Origin of the sequence: Nesterenkonia halotolerans, assembly GCF_014874065.1 — a bacterium.
Lineage (GTDB): Bacteria > Actinomycetota > Actinomycetes > Actinomycetales > Micrococcaceae > Nesterenkonia > Nesterenkonia halotolerans.
In genome coordinates, this window is the sequence record NZ_JADBEE010000001.1 from 2,122,615 (window position 1) to 2,139,731 (window position 17,117).

Genomic DNA, 17,117 nt, shown 5'->3' on the forward strand with positions numbered 1-17,117 from the left:
GGCTCTCCGAACTCCTCGCAGGTCGTGCCTATTGCTCCGACTGGGAAATCTAAGCATTTGCTGTCTCACCACACGCCTCCTTCCGTCGTAACGAAGAGTGCAGCTGAGACAACAGCGAAGAGCAACATCGATAGCCCCATCATAGGTCCGACGATTCGACTCGTCGACCACTGTTTTCCTTTCAGCGGCCGAGCCAGCAGCAACAGAGCCCCAGCTTGGAGGACTCCAAGGACAATCAGCGACCCGTCTGCTACCAAGAATGCGAGCGGAATGAAGTGTGCAGCAACTACCATCGCAACCCACCATGCCGCCCAGCGTCCTTTTTCGCTGCGCTGCAGGTAGAGACTGCCAATCGTCGCGGCTACTACTTCGACGAGCACGAGCAAACCAAACCACTCGTACCGGCCCTCTAAGGCGCTGCTCTGTCCCCACCGCGTGACCATGGCGTATCCGAAGACTCCCGCAAGGGCGAGCCCCGCTACTGAACCCGCACCCAGTTTCCAACGCCAGTGAGATGGCGCGTCTTCTTGGGACCAGCCGAACCACGCGACTGCCATGAGGCCGAACCACGCGATGGTGAACGCGTGATCGCGCACAAATTCAGTCAGCACTCTATGTGATCCCTAACTCATGTTTGTATTTCGAACTAACATACATTGCTGAAAAAGATAAGCGAACCCCGACGACTGACTGAGTAGCGTCCGAGTGGCGACCGGGTGGAGAGTATTGCCCCTACCTACTCCTAGCCATGTTCTGCTGATCGGTACGAATGCGCGCGCAGTGGGAGCTGTCGGTCCCCAAAGCCGTACCTCGATTTGCTGTTTTCGCGGTTGCCTTGAGGGCCGAGAAAAATTGTGTTTACGGGTCTACGAGTGGGCGTTGCGATTCATTGATCTGGCCCGCAAGTCGGGCGGCTTGCGGACATTCATCTTCAAGTTGAGGATTTGGTGCACGCTGAAGGATCGGCTTGAGGGCAACGTCTGCCCGAACGCGCTTCGCGTGCCATTGACCGCATCAACTAGAACAAGAAGACTCTGAGGTATGAGGATTCGAGGCCGAACCAAGTTTTGGTCCTCCCTTGTTGGGCCTCTGGGTAGGCGTGAATCAGCGGTCGTCCTCGTTATTGCCACCTCTGCGGCCGCGCGAATCTCCTACAACACCAGCCGTCGAGCGGGGATACCCCGAGGAGTAACTGCAGGGCTAGCGGCATTCGACCTCTGGGGAGGCCTTGTCGCATTTCAGTTTCAGCCCACTCGGGAGCAGTACTCGCGCTCACCTCTGGAGTCGCGCATGTTGTTCGCACTCGTGCACGTTCAGCCGTTTCTTCTCCCGCTGCTGGGTGAAGGCTCATGGCGCCGTGCCACAGGGAGGTACGCAACGGCCGTCGTCTCGACTGCGGTTCTTGAATGTTTCTTGTCTTACTCCACTTCTCGACGAGTGGTCGCCAATGGAGCTGCAGCCGCCCTCAGCGCTGCCGACCTAGCCCTCGGGGCGCCGGCACATTCTTGGTTCGGGCCGGTATATCTGATGAAGATGATTGGCGGACACTCAGGTATTGGTCGCGGCGACGCTGCGCCGGGGAAAACTTCTTCGAACACTCACGCCCCAACGCTCGTCGTTGGCGCTCCATGGCGCGATGCGGCAACAGGGCAATAGCCCGCACCCATCGCGCCACCGATGAAAGGTAGACCGATGACACTGACCCATCTGAACCCTGAACAGCTCGAGCCCTCACCTGTCTTCTCTCAAGGAGTGCTTTCCTCGCGGGCCGGGGTGCTCTACGTGGGCGGGCAAAATGGCAATACTGCTTCTGGAGCGATGGCTGAGGGGTTCGCTGCTCAAACGGAGCAGGCCTATCGGAACGTGCTTGCCGTGCTTGAGGCTGCGGGCTGTTCTACCGGTGACGTCATGAAAATGACCATCTACGTGAAGGGCGATGAAGACGTCTCCGCGGGGTTGGCTGCAGCGCAAGGTGTTTGGGGGAGTCAGCCCACCGCCATTACGGTCCTCCGTGTGCATGGTCTTGCCCGTCCAGACGCCCTCGTGGAAATTGAAGCCGTTGCCGAGGTTCCGGAAGGTCCTGTTTAGAAAGCAGGCGCAAGAGTTTCGACCGTTGCGTCCCGGGGTCGTTGGCTTCAGCATTCCTGAGTCCTGCAGTCTCCGGTGCCTCCATGGGGGTCATAAGTGGAACAGCCGATTGTTCTCCTGAGCCCACTGTTCGAAAGTCCGGGCAGGATGAGCCGTCACACGCTCCACGGTGTCCTCGACCGAACTGGCACCTTCAGGCGGGCGGGTTGCGAGTTCGGTGCCGAACGGAACGTAGTCGTCCCCCATTCCGTGGGAAGCAAGGCGTTCCTGCTCCAGATCTTCGGGGCAGTTGCTTATGTCTCGATTTAGATGCGGTTTGCCTCGCCGTCGTGGTGTCGTAGTCCAAAGACTCAGGCACTTTGGTCGCTTCGTCGTCGAGGCAGATTCTCCACATGATTCCGGAGGGCGTTGGCGGCGAACTGTGCAGCGGCTTTGCTTCCAAAGCTCTTGTGGAAGCCAGGATCCGTCTCGTACTGCCCTGCCATGCCCCGGACCATTGCCGCGGAATTTTCAGCGTCGCCAGCATGGACTGGCGTTCCCGGGATGCTGGCGAACCAGGCCATGTGCACCGAGGCCTGGTCTTGAGCGATTGACGAATCCGGTCGGTAGCCTTGTTCTTGGAGTTCGCGCCAGCGTTCGAGGAGGGCTTGAGTGTCGGCCTTCCACTCACGTTGCTGTTGGATCGATTTGCTGTGCCACCACTGGTTCGACGCGTCGAAGGCTTCGCGTCCCCAACGCGCCACAACTTCACTCTCGTATCGATCGTTGAAACCCTGGAGCATCACATCCATCCGTGGCTCGAGGCCCTGTTTTCGCATCGCCAGTGTGTGCTCGACGGCTTCGATGCGACGGTCCAGGGTCTGCCGGTCTGCAGCCAGCTGCTGCAGATGCGCTCGGAGGGCTAGAACTTCGGCATCGGGTGTCTCGGTCACACCCAGGGCCGCCGCAATTTCGGGAAGAGCCATGCCTGTGTCACGAAGGAGCAAAATCCGTTGCAGTCGACCCACCGCGTCTGGACCGTAGTAGCGGTAGCCATTGGGCCCAATTCGGTCGGGCTCGAGCAACCCAATGTGGTGATAGTGCCGCAGAGTGCGTCCACTGATCCCCGCGCGTTCAGCCAGCTGCTTGACCGTCCATTCCATACCAGGCTCCTGATGTTCTAGGTGGGTTGTTCAGCTAGTCGTCGTGGGCGGAATATCGAGGTATCTCAGGGCGATGTCCAGGATTTTGGTTGCTGGTGTGTGGAGGTTCTGCGCCGACGTGCCTCCGGTGGCCTGAAGATAGGTATGGACGAGTCTCGCGCCGGCGGCGTATCCAGCCCCAGTTGGGAGCCCGACGGGCTCACCGCCAAACATGCGGGCGGTGGCATCCCCAAGGACCCAGGCGCCGAAATTCTGCATCCCCGTGACGTCGAGCCCTGTGATGACCTTCGCCAGCACGTCGTCGTCGGAGCGGGTGGCTTCGGCGACGAAGTGGGTGTAGCCCACAGCGCCGAAGAGTTCTGCGGCGAAGACATCGGCCAGGCCCTCCGAGATGACGTGCTCGCCGACCGTCACGGTGGCAGGGTCCCAGGCTATGCCCCCGGGGGAGTAGCGGAGATTGTGGTGGAGCTCGTGGACCGCGATGGCTTCAAGGCGGTCGAGGACCTGCAGGGTGGGCCAGACGGTGATGGCAATGTATCCGCTGATTCCGCCGAAGCCCGAGAGTCCTTGGACCTCGTTGAGGAAGTGCTTGTTGTTCGGGTCCCCCAGTACGAGCAGGACTTTCAGATCTGGCACTCTGATCTTGGGATCGGCGGATCTCAAGGCTGCGACTCCGACGTCGAGGGACTTGGCGATGCGGTTCCACGCGTCAGCGGCCACGAGTGTGTCCAGTCCTTCGCGCAGTCGATCCGAGGAGTCATCCCAAGGGAACCCGAAGTTTTGCCGGTGCACCTCGGTCATATCGACCCCGCCAGGGATGAAGTGGTACATCCCTGCCATCGGGGCCCACATCTCGCGCACGTGTTCAGCGCGAAGCCCGGGATCCGCGTTGAGAATCTTTGTCATCGCGGGGGCGCTGTCGATAAATGAAATGGTCATAGCGCTTGACTCTAAGCATTGCCGTTACGTCAAGGTCAACTTCCGCGTGTGAAATTTCTGGTGCGGTACTGCGCAGATCCGAAGAGGTAGACCTCTTAGTTATTTCATTGTTCTGTCGCGCAGCAAGTCGGCGGTCCGAGTTGACGTTCGGCGCGGAAGGGCTGACGCGATATCGGATTCAAGGATCGACATGTAATGCACGTCGATCCACCGCTCCTCGAATCGCAACGCGTCCCGACCGGTTCCCTTGTGGGTGAAGCCGACCTTCTCGTAGACGTGTCGTGCGCGTGGGTTGAAATCGTAGACCTCCAGCGAGATCCGATGCAGACCTAGTGATTGCAGTCCATACCGGATGATCATCCTCGTTGCCTCGGTGCCGAGCCCTTTCCCGTGTCCCTCTGGGCCGATGAGGGTCCGGAAGCCGCAGGACCGGTTCTCTTCGTGCGAGTCTTTGAGAACTACCTCACCGACCATGGCGCCGGTCTTCTGCTCGATCACGGCGAGCACTAGTCGGTCGTCTGCGGTGCTCCACGGTTCGTAGATCGGCCGAAGGGATCCCATGGACCAGGGTGATTGTTGCGGGGTGCTTGAATGCACCGAGCCAGTCAGCACAGCGATTTCGGGATCTTGAATCAGCCGGTGGATCACCTCGGCGTCCTGACCCTGGATCGGGCGCAGACGGACCAGGTGTCCTTCGAGTGTGGGTTTGTGGCTGAAGATGGTGTCCAGAGTCTCGCGAACAACGCTTCTACGGTCTAAAGATCGTGGCCTTCTCCGAGATGATCCTGGACGAACTGCTGCGTCAGACGGGGGAGTTCCCACCAGTGGCCGCCATACCCGTAGGACTCGCGTTTTGCGACCTTGAAAACGGTCAGAATCGCTTCCGCGATCTCGGCGTCGGTTCCATCAGGAAACATCTGCTTTCGGGCGTCTGCATCACTCCCGAGGAGCACAAACGCGGGGTCTGACCGGTACTGATTCATCGACGATGACGCGGGGTAAGCGCCACCATTGTCCTCCGGGTCGTTCTCGATTATCACGCAGTACAGGATGTCGAACTGGCATAGTGAGTTGAAGAGAACGTCATCGTCTGCCAACTTATTCGCGATGGGAATGGCGCTGTCCGGCAAGTCCGGACGAAGGAACGAATGCTCACTCATGAGCTGCCTAGCCGCCGTGATCATCATGCTGCCGTTGTCCTTCGGAAACAGACCCTCTCGGCTAGCGGCGACTTGACCGTGTCTAATCCAAGAGGCATAGACATAGGAGCCATATGGGTCCGCATACGGTTGCAGAACCAGGTCTTTGATGATCGCCCACTGCTTCTGCCGGACAGCCAAACTGCCTAGCACATAGAGGCGGTTGACGATCTCCAGGCGCTGCACGGCCTGAGAACTTGTCAGGGGGGTATAAGTCTCGACCAGGCCACTCAGGACCTTCCGCAGCAAGTCGTAGCGCTCGTAGTACATAGCCTGCGCCGCAACGCATGTGACCTTATTAAGGATCGATTCGCGACCATGATCATCAGATGAGGACAGCACAGACAGCGCTTGGCCGGTGAACTGACTCAGCCGGAGGTCTTTCCCGGCCTCTAAATACGTGACCACGGTTTCAGTGAACGCCGCATCTGACATCTCCGTGGTCAATGGAAGTAGGGAGCCAGAACCGAGAGAGACTCCCCCCTCACGCAGGGCCGTCGCAAGATCTTGAATGATTGAATCGACTGTGGAACGGGCGTCTTCCCTGATGCGACGATCACGCTCGGCTAGGAGAGTGTTCCAATGCGCATGTCGCAGCGGAACATTTCTTGCTCCTTCGCGCAGCCATAGTTCACCCGGTTGGAATACCACTTTCTGATTCTTAGGATTGTTCCTGTCAGGATACTGAGCAAGCTTGGAAAACGGGATCGGTAATCCATCACGCGGATGCTCGAGGTAGATAAGCACCACTTCGTGGTCGTCTATCTCGTGAATCGCGGGGATAACACTAAATTGGCCGTCGATGTAGCCTCGGACGAGATCGTGGAGTCTCGCGCTGTCATAGGAAGCTCGGTCTTTAATTGAGCCTACCGGCAAGGCAAGCTCACCCTGGTCCGATACGCCTACCAGAATGTAGCCACCTGGGAAGGTGTTGAGGATGGCAACAGCATCTTTTACGAATTTTAACTTAGCTTCCGGATCGCCTAGATTGAGATCTTTTTTGAACTCAAGGTGCGTCTCCTCAGGGAAGGTAAGCAGCTCGACTAGTTTCTCCCTATCCGTGCGCCCCTCCACGATGACCACTCCGCGTGCGTGTCCATTCGATTCGCTGCCTGTGTTGGTACCTGTCATAGCCCGTTCCCGCCTCATGTGCTCTGAGCACCTTTGCGGGCTCCAGAGCGCTCGTTGATGCCTGTGATTGATGCTAAGGGCTAGTTACTGGCCGCTGCGGCTCCCTGACGGGCCCTTAGTGCCGCGTCGATGGCATTTACGGAGTCCCGGCGGATCTGTGAGTATCGGCCTGCCCCGGTCTCGTCGGGGTTGAAATGGCCCTGGTGGGAGGTCTCCTCGAGAAGGTGCTGTTGCTCGATGACCTGGTCGACGTCTGCCAGGTACAGGAATGCCCGGTAGCGGCTCATATAGGGCTCCCGATTCAGCGTCATCCGCCAGCCGCCATCGGAGACCAGGGCAATCTCATTGCCGGTGGTGTTCTCGCGCCAGTGGTGGCCGGTGCGGTCTTCGTCGAGGATCTCGATAGTTTTGGAATACCGAGTGAACCAGTCCTCGAACCAGCCGTTTCGGCCGGTGTTCATCCATGCCATGGGTTAGCTCCCGTATGCTCGATGGTCGCGGCGTTAATGTCGCGGTGTGCTGTCATTCCATCACCCGGCACGGACACGCACCAGGACCAGCCTGCCGGTGCATACCAGACTCTCCAAGAACCCCGGGCGGTTCAGTCATCTGGCCCCGTATCTTGATGCCCTGGTCTCAGGTCGACAAATGTCGAAACAACTCATGCAAGCTCTTGATCTGCACGGTCGATTCGTCACAAGACCCGACTGCGAAGGAGAGCAGCATTGCCTGGTCTCTCTTACTCCTCGCTTGACGCAGAGGAAGAGGGCGGTGCTGCCGGTTCGGCGCTGACGGCTGCGACGAGTTCGCTGATGTGATTGAGGGCGCCGGTCAATTGCTCCACTACGTGAACGAAAGACGGCCAGGGCGAGAGTCCGTCGATTCCCAGTCGCTCTCGTGCTCCGGCGGCTTTGGCCCCACCGAGGTGAGCCACTCCTCCCGCCGAACGATACGTCTGTAGTGCCTTAAAGGGCTCAACTGCGTCTTCCGTATCGCCGAGGTTCTCGAGGAATCGAACAAGTAAAGCCAATGATCGTTCGCCACTTGCAGCCCCGCCAAGAAAAGTCTTAAGGGGTGCTGGATCGATTCCATCGACCATGGCCTTGGCCAACGTCAGAATGGCCGGGCCCAACGACGACGAGTCACGAGTCGTTGGACCGACGAGATGATCGAACTCTTCGCGTGTCTGAGGGTCCAAAGCTGTCCAAAGTGGTGACCCAATTAGGGTCTGGGTCGCCTCGGCTGCCCGAGACCTGGCGCGATGCAATTCACCAACGGGGTCGGGCGAGGACGCAGCCTGGTTGAGGAAGTCCCGTCGAAACCGCCCTTCCTCCATCTGTCCTTCGGGCGGCACGTTGTGGGCAACCCAGTGCGACTGTTCTGTTGCGGGCAAGGAGCCCAGTTCGCACAGGTAGACCTCAATGAGTCCCGCGGTGTTCGTGGAGATGTCGATCCCCCAGAGATCGAGACACTCAAGGCGGCTGGCGGTCACCCGATAACGACTCGGCTCATCCGCGTACCGGCCTAGAACCTCTCTCGCGAAATACACGGGGGTCAACTGATGCAACTTGGAGTTGTCGTTGTAGTCGCCCAGTTGTCTAGGGTCGCAGACATGCGTCAGCATGTTCCCGTTGCCGGGATCCACATCGTAAATGAACTCGGCGTAAGTCTGGGACTCGCCGCGTTCCTCACTGCGGCGGAGGCGAGAGGTTCTCAAGCCTGCGATGAGGTACTTCCCCATAACGTTCGAGAACGCAGGCCGTCCTCCGATGTCGCCATGATGGAGCGCGACCCAGTCAAAGATTGCGGTGTTGGAACGGAACTGATTATCTACCCGTTCAAAGTCTTCGTGATCGATGGTCGTGGTGTAGTCCACTTGAACGAGGAGATCTCGACCCGCGTTTGCCAAGAACGTTCGGAGTTCGAGAGCGGCAACTTGGATCCGCCAACTATCCATGCCGACGTCGGTCCGAATCAGTTCCACGTCCCGTCCCGCAGCATTGAGGTAAGACCAACCGGTAGTTGTTGGGAACGCATCCCAGTACCAGAGAAACGTGGGCGTGATCTCATAGGTCGGGTCAACACGCCGGTGATGCTCACGGACTGCCGTGAAGAAAAACAGATCCGGCTGTGCCGGGTCCTCTCCGGTAGTCAACCCGTCGGAAAACCGGCCATCGTTCCAGAGTTGAATCTCTCCAATCGTGTGCAGACCGGACCACGTAGTAGACCCAAGCACTCGCTCCTCTGCTTCGTGAGCGGCAAGGACAGAGTGGGTTCCCCCGTACATGTCGTCCCGGTGAAAGTGCTCCTCGACGGTCAGCCAGCCCGTGGGCTCGGGCGTGACTCTACGGAGCAAGACGATCGGCCAAAGCTCCTGCGGGTACTCGCCGGGCGGCCGCAACCATCTCGTGGCGAGCGTCGGAATCGCATCGGGGCGACCGTCTCCAGATACCCGTGGCATGTGGGACTTGGGGCCCGTCACGCGCTCGCCCAGCTTTCGAGGGCCTGCGCGTTCAGACGATTCTGGAAGCGAAGCCGTTTGCCTCTGTTGACGTCCCGGGCGAGGTCGGCGAACTCTAGCGGACTCGTTCCTGCCCAGTCCTGTTGGATCGCCTCAGCAACGAGTTGCTCAGGGTCAAGAGCATGACCACGGTCACGCATAAAAGTGAGTGCTTGAATCGCCATGGATCTCTCCCGGTTATCGATCAGACCCTGGTTCAGGACGGCGAGCGAGGTTATCCCTGCAACCATGGCCTTGACCGCCTTTGAAGCCTCTGGAACGGGAACAATCTCGCTACCCCCAAGACGCTCAACATCGTGCGCGGTCACCCAAGGCGCGTGACCTGTGTGGGCCTGGACCACGACGATACTGCTCACTGATTTTTTGGACTCGATCTCTAACACCTCGCCTAGGTTCAAGCACCAACCGATGACTACCCCGCGGGGTCGAGCCGAGAAACGAGAATGTCGGTTGGAGGTCGTGCCGATCGCCACCCCTGAAGACTCCAACCATGGCTGCGCCTCGACCACGCTGGTCGAGGGGGAAATGAGGGAAACTTCCTTACCTCTTGCCCATTTACAGGCTGCAATGAAAGCTGCACGCAATGGCATATGGGCTTCGACATATGAACGCTGCATAACTACATCGTAGAGGGATTTCAACCAAGTAGTGCTGGCGCCACAGAAACCAGCACAGGCCATCTCCAGGAATCCCAGGGCGCTTCAATCCCAGTGCGGGCCAGATCTGCGATGATCGAGAGATGGGGATCCTAGATCGAATTCTTGGCCGCTCCCGTGAACAGCCGGCCCCCGACCGGGGCTTCGCTGGTCTCGTCAAACTAAGCGGCACCACGACAATCTGTCGTTCTGCGATGTCTGCACTGGCGGAGCGCCACGGTATCGCTGATGGCGGCTACCTCGAACTGCCCGGCTCGTTGCAGCGCGAGCCCAACAATGAGGTAGATGCGAACGCCGTGGCCGTCCTGGTTGAAGCTGAGAGAGTCGGATACCTCCCCGGGTACCTCACCTCAGAAGTCAACATCCCAATAGATGGCTCACGCACGGTCCGCGTCCAAATCTTCACGGAGTTGGCGCCTAAGGGGCTTCGGGCCGAGGCGTGGGCGTGGCTCGGCTCAGAGCAACCGCAGTGGGAATGGACGGAAACGAAGAGGCCGCCGATGTCCTCCAAGGCGAAGGCTGAGGCCAGTCACGTCCAAAGCAGCAACATGGTTCGCGATGCACTGGCCAGCGGTGGCGACCGGGCTGCGCAGTTCGAGGTGGGCATGGTCAAAGGCGTGCACTATCTCGAACTCGTTGAGCCGATTAAACAACTCAAGCGCGAAGGGCGCCTGGAGGAAGCGCTAGTCCTCTGCTGCGCCGCAATTGAAGGAGCGGAAGGTGAACGTGACGGCCGAGCGCCGGCACCTTGGTATACCGAGCAGGCGGCGATCATCCTCCGAAAGCTCGGTCGCCGCGACGAGGAGCTTGTTGTACTGAAACGTTGGCTCGCAGTGTGCCCGCCGCAGTTCCGTAAGGATAGTCGTATCGCAGAGCGGCTCGCGAAGCTTGGCGGATGATGTGTGAGGGCTCGTGCCGGCCGCCGAAAGATCCATGATCGGGGTATCTAGGAGAAGGGCGGCAGGGTGCAATAGGTGCTGCCGTCCGCCCACCCGGCCAGCCAATACTGAGCTGCGGTGCAGGCCGGTCACGGCACCGCCCGGCATGTTCGACTAGCGAAGATCAAACTCCCACTCGAGGTATGTGTCTGAAAGTACCTCGTGGAAGACCACGTACCCGGATTCAACGCTAGGCTCAAAAACGAACGAACCCGACCCCGAAGTACCGGGGCGGATACTCCCGAACGGGAACACTTCTTCCTCCGGGAGGCAGGAATACGACGCTTCGCCGGACCCCGGATCGGTATCCACTATCGAACCGTCACTGTCGAGCACCTGGAACAAGTTTGTGGTGAGGATGGCCCCATCGGGGATGAAATTGCGTGCGTCGTTCTCTACGGAAACGTCAAGATCAATCTGTAAGAAAGACTCGGTCGACTCAGGCGCGATCGAAGACGTGCACACCACGTCAGTCTGTAGATCAGAGATATCAAACTCTGCTATCGCTGAGTCATCTTCCGGTGAGAGCAGGTAATAGGGGTTGTGCTCCGGCATGGGCAGGTTTCCGCGCTCATTGAGTCGTTCGGCTACCGGCTCGCGCTCCTCGATCTCACCTGGATCGCCAGATTCTCCACCGCCCTCTCCCTCGGTAACGGTATCGGGTTCTGGAGAATCGGTTTCCGGCGAAGAAGAATCGGACTCCTGATCGACAGGCGACTCTTGGCCGACGTCTTCTTCCCCGGTCGTTTCACTGCATCCCACGATCAGCGTTCCAGTGCAGATCAGTAAGCCTAGGGAAATACTGATGCGTGCGTGGCTCATGGCCCAAAAGTGTACCTAGGCGACACCCCACGGCCCGCACGTGGATTGGCCTGCAAACACTTCGAATTCAGGCAAGCGGAATCAGTACACTCCCGTCATGAGCCTCGTTCTTGTCACCGGCGCAGCGCGCTTGAACAGTATCGCTGCCGGGCTCGTGCCATGGTCTGCTGTGCTAATGGGTGACATCTGATCTGGAACGATGAGATGAGGCGCGCGCAGGCTACGAGCGGGAAGGAGGTTTGGCTGCCCGCTTGATCTCCTCCAGCTGTTCGGCGTTGGCGGCCGCGATCAAGAGTTTTCGCATCTCGGTGCGACTAACCTCGGTCGGGCTCATGATGGTGGCGTCTTTCCGGATTGCCCTTTCGTCCGAGGCGGCCCACTGCTCGAGAGCTTCTTCGTCAGGTGTATTCGTGGTTTGCCTGCGGATCATTAGTGGCTCCATGTCGTGGGGAAGAGCCCTATATTGAGATCTTCCGGTTGTCGGTCAGTCACCGTGGGAATCGAGCGAAGCGATACATGAGACTCGCTCCTTAAGAACTTCACCACTGCCGTCACGCGACCGACGCCTCGAGCCGGATGAGATGGACGCTCCGCTTATTGAACTTCCGGATCGGGGAGAACCAGCCGTCGATGTTCTTTGGCTCCGCGTTCTCATCGCACGGTTTGCCAGGACTCACCTGGCACGCTTCACAGGGGCCTTTCTCAACGGCGAGGTCGTAGATCTTTGTCAGTTCTTCGCGTTCCTCTGGGGTGAGGTGTCGCCAGCATCCTGGGCCACGTGTCCGGCCGGGCCATGTGACGGTGCGGGTCTGACAATTATTGCCACGACCGCACGTGGATGATGCGGCGGCATGTTGTCGGTACACCCTGGCGATGTGCTTGGCGTAGTTGCTGTCGGCTTGGATGCGGAAACCTAGGCTGTCTGGGCTCGCCTGCTCCATGAGTCTGAAGGCTTGATTGATAGTGAGCGGGGTCGTCCAAAAATTACCGCGCTGCGTCGTCGCCGCCACGGAGACACCGGAGTCGATGAGACGCATGACCTCGAGAGCGCTAGCGAGCTCTGCGCGAAGCGATTCCCGCGCCTCGGTCATAGCCTCGGTGGTGGGTAGTTCAAGATCTGGCTGAGCGTTTTGATAGTCCTCAAACGCGCTGCCGAACCGCAGAAGCTGTCTATCCAGTTCCTCACCGACTTTGGCAAGTTTCAGAAGTTCTTTGGAACCACCAGAAGGTGCTGAAGTCATTTTCATGGTTTCTCCGTCTGGGCCACAGGAGTTCAGAAAGTACCCCGCTCGCACATTCGTCTCGATCTGTCTCGAGCCTATTCCGGGTATACGTGGAGCGCCAGGGGATTTGACGCATATTCCTTGGCCCACGAGGGAATGCGTGGCCTGACCCCACGACGTACCTGGCTCAGTTGAGACACTTGTGGTCACCGTGGGGGAAGCGAACCGCCCTGGCTTTCCTGGAGGCTCTGGTCCCGGGTTCCGAGGGTTTTTGCTCGGGGACAGGTGCCACATCCACCATCACATAGCTCAAGGGCCGCAACTCTCTGTGTCCGCGGTAGTTCGTTGGGAGGTGGGTCCGACGTTAGAACTGGTCGGACCCACCTTGAACTACGTATCCAGTGGGCGATCCAGCTCGGTAGACCGCATCTGACCGGCGAACAGAGCGACGACTGCAAGAACTGTCGGCGCGATCCCGGCGACGATGAAGATCGTTTCGATCGGAACTACCAAGGACAGCGGTCCTGTGATAGCAATCGACACGGGCATGAACGCGATCGATACAAAGAAGTCGAGACTTGCGACTCGACCGATCATCTCCTGCGGAACGAGACGTTGCAGCAGGGTTCCCCAGATCACGACACCCGCGCCGGTTGCTGCGCCGACGACGAAGAGTGCGGCGAGCATCAGGGCCAGCTGGTCTGCGAAACCAATCACGATGAGGGGCAACGTGCCGGCGCCCCAGCACAGGATCATGAAGGTGAGATACCGCCGGGGAAGTCGGATCGATGACACCACCAGGGAGCCGACCGCACCTCCCACTCCGTACGCGGCCAACAGGATCCCGAACGTGGCTTCAGCATCCTCGAAACGCCCGCGCGTCAGGAACGGAAGAAGTACCTCGATTGGGCCCTGGATGATCAGGGCCAGAGACGACCCGAATATCAGGGTCCACAGTAGCCAGCGGGTTCGCGCTGCAAACCTCACTCCCGTCTTGAGGTCACCCCACACGCTGGCGCGCTCTGAGGTCTCTGAACCTGTTTTCTCGTCGCGGTGGCTGAGGAACAGGGTCATGACGAACGCCACGACGTAGGAGGCAGCAACGATGGCGGCACCAATCGCGGGGAAGAATGCCCCGACGATCACCCCGCCCAGTGCAGGACCTAAGCCTTGGGCCATGGAGGGCCGCAGTGCCCCTTCAAGGCCGTTTGCTGCCAAGAGTTGTTCCGGAGGCAGGACCTGGGGCAGGTACGCGCTGTAGGCAGGGTAGAAGAACGCACTGCCGGCGCCCATCGCGAACGAGGCCACCCCGACGTGCCACAACTCAATAGAGCCAGACAGAGATAATACGGCGACCGTCGTCATCACCGCGGCAGTGCATCCATGCACCGTGATCATGACGCGGCGTTTCGAAAACCGATCGGCGACGACCCCGCCAATGACGGAGAAGGCGAACAGTCCAAGGCTCATGCCCGTGGCCACGGCCGAGAGCGCCAGAGGGCTGTCGTTGAGGGCGAGTACTTGGAAGACCATCACGATGGTCCACATGCCAGTGCCGAACATCTCGATCCCCACCGCGGCGAAGAGCAGTCGGTAATCTTTCGAGTTCAGCGGCTTCAGGGCCCGCAGTTTCGGCTGCTTCTTGGGGTTCATGATCTAACCTCAGCTTCCGCGGTCTCGCTCAGGTCCAGCGCAGGCCAGTCGCTCACGTCGCGCAGGAGCTGCCGATCATGGGTGGAGACGATGACAGCTGCTGCAGTGGCGTGGAGTGCTTCGGTGAGTTCATCCACCAGTGCGATGGAGAGGTGGTTGGTGGGTTCATCCAAGAGCAGGACGTGGGGTTTGCCTGCCAGGACGAGTGCGAGATCAAGTCGTCGCTGCTGTCCCATCGAGAGCTCCCCGATCCGTTTCCCTGACTCCCTGGGACGCAACAGTCCCAGCTGTGAGAGCCCGATGGCTTCTGAGGGGGTCAACGAGCCACTTGAGATGAGCTCGCTGACGTGGGACGCGAAGTGTTCGCTCGCGCGCTGATCCGGAGGCAGCGTGGACTCCTGGTGCAAGAAGCCCAGACGGGTATTTCCGGACAGCCTCACGGCCCCTGTATCGGGGGCCAGCTCACCGCCGAGGACCCCAAGGAGCGTGGACTTTCCTGCTCCATTGCGACCGGTCACGACGAGACGCCCACGATGGGAAAGCTCAAAACTGACAGGTCCGCTGAGCCTTCCCGGCACGCTGACCTCATCCACGGTGAGCAGCGTTGCCCCAGTGCGGGTCGGGAGATCGGGGAATCGAAAGTACTGGGGTGGTTCTGGCACGGTCACCGCGTTGGCGTCCAGGGCTTCCTGTCGCCGATGAACGTTTTTCACGAGCCCTCCTGCACGTGTAGCCCGTCCGTGCTTATTGGTGCCTTTATCCGGGCGCCACCCCGAAACGAGCCGGTTCTGCGCGGCGCTGAGACTGACTTGGAGACGCGCCTGCTCCGCCTGCTGACGCTGATACTCCTGTTCCCACCGCTGACGTTCCGCGAGTCGTCCTTGGCGATATCCCGCGTAGCCGTCGCCATAGACGCGGTGGCGCTGATCCATGGTGGGGTCTAGGTCGATGATGGTCTCTGCCACGTCGGAGAGCAGCGCACGGTCGTGGCTAACGACGACGACGCCACCCTTGCGCGCACGCAGCTGCGCGCTGAGGTAGTCGAGGCCACTGCGGTCGAGGTGATTCGTGGGCTCATCGAGCAACAGAAAGTCGTCGTCAGCGCCCAGCAGGCACGCCAATCGGACACGGTACCGTTGTCCCACCGAGAGGTCGGCGAGCAACCGGGAGGTGTCTGTCTCGGCGTCGAGCGCTTCAAGCGCGACTTCTACTCGCCGCTCGGCTTCCCACGCGTTGAGTGCTTCGGTCCTCTCCAGCGCTGCCGCGTAGGCCTCAGTCGCTCCTGCTTCACCTTCAGCCAGTGCACGTGCGGCGCAGTCGAGGGCTTTGAGGGCGTCCAGAGATTCACTGATCGCTTCAGCGACCGCTTGGCCGACGGTGCGGTCCTCTGTGGCAGACATTTCTTGGTCTGCCACCCCGATCGTGCCTGACCGTTGAACGGTGCCGGTCTGAGGAGAGAGGTTGCCGGCGAGGACGTGGAGCAGGGTGGATTTGCCGCGACCGTTCTCGCCGACGATAGCGATACGAGACTCTGCTGTAACGGTGAGGTTGATGTGGTTCAGGACTGGAGTCGCGCCGCGAATGACCGAGACGCCGGTGGCGGTGAGCTGCGCGTTATGGCGCGCAGGATGAGGGTGGGTGGGGGTAAGCATGTGATTCCTCTAAGAATGGGCGCGCCGAACCTAGGAAGAAGGCTGGAAGGCACGCTGATGACGGTGACCGACTAAGGGTCAGAACACGCGACCGCTAGGGGCCCGGAGTAACTCAACGGGCGCAACGGACCGGTCATACCGTCAGAGGAAGTACAAATGCATGACTACAGAGTAAAGCAATTGGGTGTTGTACGAAACTGCGCGGTCTGGAGCCAACTGGGAATGATCATCTGCGGACGGCGCGATCAGAGGGCCGCAGCTAAGGTGGCTGGACCGGGAGGGGTCTTTGCTTACAGGCACTCAAAGGTCGGTATTCTGCTTAGTCGGTCAAGCGCCCGGTCCGAGGCGGCAGGGACCCAAGAACTCTTCTATCCGCAGCCTCGCCGACGAGGCGATTTCTATTGACGGTTTGGTACGTGAGTTTTCTCCACATGGGGCGCTCACGAGCTCCTGGGGCTAGGGAGATGCTGGATGCTCGTTCCTCTGCACGTTCCAATTCAGGCGATTCTAATACTTCTGAAGAGGGCAGATTCAGATAGTCCCGGAGTGGCTGACTGACCATTCATGGTGGCGCCCAGCTCTCTGGTTGGGCTGAGTGCTCGCAGACGGTTGTGTGCGCTAGTTTGATCTTCCACTCGGCTGGCGCTTCTGGGAAAGTCTGCGGAACACGTAGCTCTTTCCAGCGTTCAGGGGTGAGCCGTGGACTGCTTCTCGTAACGTGACTCCAGATCCAGAGTTTTTCGGCGTCGCTAAAGGAAATTCCACGATCGGGTTCTCCTCCAAGGAGATCCAACTGTTCTGGCGAGGCAAGGGCTTCGCGTCGCGCCGCGTAGTCGATGGGTGGCGGGTCGACAACGAGTTGGTCAGCGGCGGTGAGGAGAGCACGTCGCAGGTTAGGCCAGCTAGATTGCTGGGCGATGCGACGCCATGTGCTTATTATTCGGGCTGACGCCAGCTTGGGTGCGCCGAGTCGTTCCGCCGCCGAGGCGACGGTGATACTGCGACCTATGCACGTGACAGCAATGCTGATGGCGAACTGAGCTTGTTCGTCTCCGGTGAGGTCGAAACCGGGTAATCCCGTGGGCCACCAGAGTTGCGGAATCGCCGACATGGGGGGAGGCGGAATCTCCCACGAGGGTTCATGTTCGGGTTT

General features: G+C 59.7%; 16 protein-coding genes. 3 read left to right on the forward strand and 13 right to left on the reverse strand.

Annotated elements, in window-relative coordinates; all coding sequences use genetic code 11:
- Nucleotides 1-65: 65 nt before the first annotated feature.
- Nucleotides 66-611, reverse strand: a complete 546-nt coding sequence (locus H4W26_RS09640) for a hypothetical protein (protein WP_192591830.1) — start codon at nucleotides 609-611, stop codon at nucleotides 66-68.
- 795 nt (nucleotides 612-1,406) lie between these two features.
- On the opposite strand from H4W26_RS09640, the gene H4W26_RS09645 reads away from it, so the two are divergent.
- Together H4W26_RS09645 and H4W26_RS09650 are read left to right on the forward strand one after the other, a co-directional pair.
- Nucleotides 1,407-1,688: a CGNR zinc finger domain-containing protein gene (locus H4W26_RS09645; protein ID WP_192591831.1), complete on the forward strand. Its 282-nt coding sequence runs from the start codon at nucleotides 1,407-1,409 to the stop codon at nucleotides 1,686-1,688.
- Between the two features lie 4 nt (nucleotides 1,689-1,692).
- The gene (locus tag H4W26_RS09650; protein ID WP_192591832.1) at nucleotides 1,693-2,088 is read left to right on the forward strand and encodes a RidA family protein; all 396 of its coding nucleotides are present in this window, start codon (nucleotides 1,693-1,695) and stop codon (nucleotides 2,086-2,088) included.
- Nucleotides 2,089-2,438: 350 nt separating this feature from the next.
- Here H4W26_RS09650 and H4W26_RS09655 read toward each other — a convergent pair whose 3' ends face one another.
- From H4W26_RS09655 to H4W26_RS09685, 7 genes are all read right to left on the reverse strand, one after another.
- Nucleotides 2,439-3,230, reverse strand: coding sequence for a MerR family transcriptional regulator (locus H4W26_RS09655; RefSeq protein ID WP_192591833.1), 792 nt, complete (start codon nucleotides 3,228-3,230; stop codon nucleotides 2,439-2,441).
- 30 nt (nucleotides 3,231-3,260) lie between these two features.
- A complete protein-coding gene (locus H4W26_RS09660; RefSeq protein WP_192591834.1) occupies nucleotides 3,261-4,169 on the reverse strand; it encodes a DUF2268 domain-containing protein in 909 nt (302 codons plus the stop codon).
- 99 nt (nucleotides 4,170-4,268) lie between these two features.
- Nucleotides 4,269-4,898, reverse strand: a complete 630-nt coding sequence (locus tag H4W26_RS09665) for a GNAT family N-acetyltransferase (RefSeq protein ID WP_192592119.1) — start codon at nucleotides 4,896-4,898, stop codon at nucleotides 4,269-4,271.
- 26 nt (nucleotides 4,899-4,924) lie between these two features.
- Nucleotides 4,925-6,499 (reverse strand): AlbA family DNA-binding domain-containing protein, encoded by a 1,575-nt coding sequence (locus H4W26_RS09670; RefSeq protein ID WP_192591835.1) that lies wholly within the window; start codon nucleotides 6,497-6,499, stop codon nucleotides 4,925-4,927.
- A gap of 80 nt (nucleotides 6,500-6,579) precedes the next feature.
- Entirely contained in the window at nucleotides 6,580-6,969 is a 390-nt protein-coding gene (locus H4W26_RS09675; protein WP_192591836.1) for a hypothetical protein, read from the reverse strand.
- Nucleotides 6,970-7,238: 269 nt separating this feature from the next.
- Nucleotides 7,239-8,735 (reverse strand): hypothetical protein, encoded by a 1,497-nt coding sequence (locus H4W26_RS09680; RefSeq protein ID WP_192591837.1) that lies wholly within the window; start codon nucleotides 8,733-8,735, stop codon nucleotides 7,239-7,241.
- 242 nt (nucleotides 8,736-8,977) lie between these two features.
- Nucleotides 8,978-9,637: a hypothetical protein gene (locus H4W26_RS09685; RefSeq protein ID WP_192591838.1), complete on the reverse strand. Its 660-nt coding sequence runs from the start codon at nucleotides 9,635-9,637 to the stop codon at nucleotides 8,978-8,980.
- Between the two features lie 233 nt (nucleotides 9,638-9,870).
- On the opposite strand from H4W26_RS09685, the gene H4W26_RS09690 reads away from it, so the two are divergent.
- Nucleotides 9,871-10,575, forward strand: coding sequence for an HIRAN domain-containing protein (locus H4W26_RS09690; protein ID WP_192591839.1), 705 nt, complete (start codon nucleotides 9,871-9,873; stop codon nucleotides 10,573-10,575).
- Nucleotides 10,576-10,728: 153 nt separating this feature from the next.
- Here the strand turns inward: H4W26_RS09690 and H4W26_RS09695 are convergent, their stop codons facing one another.
- The 5 genes from H4W26_RS09695 to H4W26_RS09715 all read right to left on the reverse strand — a co-directional run bounded on the left by H4W26_RS09695 (nucleotide 10,729) and on the right by H4W26_RS09715 (nucleotide 15,964).
- Nucleotides 10,729-11,436 carry a DUF4352 domain-containing protein gene (locus H4W26_RS09695; protein ID WP_192591840.1) on the reverse strand — a complete coding sequence of 236 codons (708 nt, stop codon included), beginning with the start codon at nucleotides 11,434-11,436 and terminating at the stop codon, nucleotides 10,729-10,731.
- 220 nt (nucleotides 11,437-11,656) lie between these two features.
- Complete coding sequence (locus H4W26_RS09700; protein WP_192591841.1) at nucleotides 11,657-11,866, reverse strand: hypothetical protein; 210 nt, start codon at nucleotides 11,864-11,866, stop codon at nucleotides 11,657-11,659.
- Between the two features lie 121 nt (nucleotides 11,867-11,987).
- Nucleotides 11,988-12,683, reverse strand: coding sequence for a hypothetical protein (locus tag H4W26_RS09705; RefSeq protein ID WP_192591842.1), 696 nt, complete (start codon nucleotides 12,681-12,683; stop codon nucleotides 11,988-11,990).
- A 366-nt stretch (nucleotides 12,684-13,049) separates the two neighbouring features.
- Entirely contained in the window at nucleotides 13,050-14,312 is a 1,263-nt protein-coding gene (locus H4W26_RS09710; RefSeq protein WP_192591843.1) for an MFS transporter, read from the reverse strand.
- The gene (locus H4W26_RS09715) at nucleotides 14,309-15,964 is read right to left on the reverse strand and encodes an ABC-F family ATP-binding cassette domain-containing protein (RefSeq protein WP_192591844.1); all 1,656 of its coding nucleotides are present in this window, start codon (nucleotides 15,962-15,964) and stop codon (nucleotides 14,309-14,311) included. The genes H4W26_RS09710 and H4W26_RS09715 overlap by 4 nt, the downstream gene beginning before the upstream one ends.
- Between the last annotated feature and the right edge of the window lie 1,153 nt (nucleotides 15,965-17,117).